Here is a 3,089-nt window from a genome sequence, read left to right as displayed (position 1 = left end):
TTAGGATAAGCCCTCGACCGATTAGTATTGGTCAGCTCCATGCATTACTGCACTTCCACCCCCAACCTATCTACCTCGTCGTCTTCAAGGGGTCTTACTAATTGGGAAATCTCATCTTGAGGGGGGCTTCACGCTTAGATGCTTTCAGCGCTTATCCCTTCCGTACATAGCTACCCAGCGGTGCTCCTGGCGGAACAACTGGTACACCAGCGGTACGTCCATCCCGGTCCTCTCGTACTAAGGACAGCTCCTCTCAAATTTCCTACGCCCACGACAGATAGGGACCGAACTGTCTCACGACGTTCTGAACCCAGCTCGCGTACCGCTTTAATGGGCGAACAGCCCAACCCTTGGGACCTACTTCAGCCCCAGGATGCGATGAGCCGACATCGAGGTGCCAAACCTCCCCGTCGATGTGGACTCTTGGGGGAGATAAGCCTGTTATCCCCAGGGTAGCTTTTATCCGTTGAGCGATGGCCCTTCCATGCGGTACCACCGGATCACTAAGCCCGACTTTCGTCCCTGCTCGACTTGTAGGTCTCGCAGTCAAGCTCCCTTCTGCCTTTGCACTCTTCGAATGATTTCCAACCATTCTGAGGGAACCTTGGGGCGCCTCCGTTACTCTTTAGGAGGCGACCGCCCCAGTCAAACTGCCCACCTGACACTGTCCTCGCACCGGATTACGGTACCAAGTTAGAACCTAGATACGATCAGGGTGGTATCCCAAGGATGCCTCCCTTCAAGCTGGCGCTCAAAGTTCTACGGCTCCCACCTATCCTGTACAGATCGTACCCAAATTCAATATCAAGCTGCAGTAAAGCTCCATGGGGTCTTTCCGTCTTGTCGCGGGTAACCTGCATCTTCACAGGTATTAAAATTTCACCGGATCTCTCGTTGAGACAGCGCCCAAGTCGTTACGCCATTCGTGCGGGTCAGAATTTACCTGACAAGGAATTTCGCTACCTTAGGACCGTTATAGTTACGGCCGCCGTTTACTGGGGCTTCGGTTCATAGCTTCGCCCGAAGGCTTACCACTCCCCTTAACCTTCCAGCACCGGGCAGGCGTCAGCCCGTATACTTCGCCTTGCGGCTTCGCACAGACCTGTGTTTTTGCTAAACAGTCGCTTGGGCCTTTTCACTGCGGCCCCCTCGGGCTATTCACCCTACCGAGGCACCCCTTCTCCCGAAGTTACGGGGTCATTTTGCCGAGTTCCTTAACGAGAGTTCTTCCGCGCGCCTTAGAATTCTCTTCTCGCCTACCTGTGTCGGTTTGCGGTACGGGCACCTTCTCCTGGCTAGAGGCTTTTCTTGGCAGTCTGAGATCATGACCTTCGCTACTACAATTTTCGCTCCCCATCACAGCCCAGCCTTACGATGTGCGGATTTGCCTACACACCAGCCTCACTGCTTAGACGGACATCCATCAGTCCGCGTCACTACCCTACTGCGTCACCCCATCGCTCATAACGGATTACGGTGGTACAGGAATTTCGACCTGTTGTCCTTCGACTACGCCTATCGGCCTCGCCTTAGGTCCCGACTTACCCTGAGCGGACGAACCTTCCTCAGGAACCCTTAGGCTTTCGGCGGATCTGATTCTCACAGATCTTTTCGTTACTCATACCGGCATTCTCACTTGAATGCAGTCCAGCGCTCCTTACGGTACACCTTCAACCCGCATTCAACGCTCCCCTACCCCTGATGCAAGCATCAAGCCATAGCTTCGGTGGTGTGTTTAGCCCCGTTACATTTTCGGCGCAGAGTCACTCGACCAGTGAGCTATTACGCACTCTTTCAATGGTGGCTGCTTCTAAGCCAACATCCTGGTTGTCTGTGCAACTCCACATCCTTTCCCACTTAACACACACTTGGGGACCTTAGCTGATGGTCTGGGCTGTTTCCCTTTCGACAATGGATCTTAGCACTCACTGTCTGACTCCCGGAACTAAATCTATGGCATTCGGAGTTTGACTGAGCTTGGTAACCCTTGCGGGCCCCGCACCCAATCAGTGCTCTACCTCCACGATTCTATTTCCGAGGCTAGCCCTAAAGCTATTTCGGGGAGAACCAGCTATCTCCGGGTTCGATTGGAATTTCTCCGCTACCCCCCCCTCATCCCCGCATTTTTCAACATGCGTGGGTTCGGGCCTCCAGTGCGTGTTACCGCACCTTCACCCTGGACAGGGGTAGATCACCCGGTTTCGGGTCTACGTCCACGTACTCATTCGCCCTATTCAGACTCGCTTTCGCTGCGGCTTCAGCTCTTCACCTTAACCTTGCACGGGAACGTAACTCGCCGGTTCATTCTACAAAAGGCACGCCATCACCCATAGATCGGGCTCTGACTTCTTGTAAGCACACGGTTTCAGGATCTATTTCACTCCCCTTCCGGGGTGCTTTTCACCTTTCCCTCACGGTACTGCTTCACTATCGGTCGCCAGGGAGTATTTAGCCTTGGCAGATGGTCCTGCCGGATTCATACGGGGTTTCACGTGCCCCGCACTACTCGGGATCCGTCTCGGAGAGAACAAGTTTTGAACTACAGGGCTTTTACCTTCTCTGGCGGGCCTTTCCAGACCTCTTCATCTAACCGGTTCCTTTGTAACTCCATGTGAGACGTCCCACAACCCCAAGGAGCAAGCTCCTTGGTTTGGGCTAATCCGCGTTCGCTCGCCGCTACTGACGGAATCACTATTGTTTTCTCTTCCTCAGGGTACTTAGATGTTTCAGTTCCCCTGGTCTGCCTCTATTCTGCCTATGTATTCAGCAGAAAGTGACTGTCGATGAAGACAGCCGGGTTTCCCCATTCGGACATCCCCGGATCAAAGCTTGCTTACAGCTCCCCGAGGCCTTATCGTTGTTCGCCACGTCCTTCGTCGGCTCCTGGCGCCTAGGCATCCTCCGTGTGCTCTTTGTAGCTTAACCTAGTATTTACATGGTAAATACGATTTGCTTTGAATTTCGGTTCAACACTTACGTGTGAATGAAATTCAAGGCAGCTACCTTTATTTCACTTGTTTACACAAGATCAGCTTAAAGGAATATTCTAAAACGCAATTTCGTTTCGGTATCCAGTTTTCAAGGTGCAA

1 rRNA gene is annotated in these 3,089 nt (G+C 52.9%); it reads right to left on the bottom strand.

The features are described from left to right. Window position 1: 1 nt before the first annotated feature. A 23S ribosomal RNA gene (locus MKX30_RS27330) occupies window positions 2–2,925 on the bottom strand. Window positions 2,926–3,089: the final 164 nt, after the last annotated feature.

The organism is Paenibacillus sp. FSL P2-0173 (assembly GCF_038008045.1).
GTDB classification, from domain to species: Bacteria; Bacillota; Bacilli; order Paenibacillales; family Paenibacillaceae; genus Paenibacillus; species Paenibacillus polymyxa_B.
The sequence above is the reverse complement of the archived record's forward strand: the minus strand, read 5'-3'. Positions and strand labels throughout refer to the sequence as shown.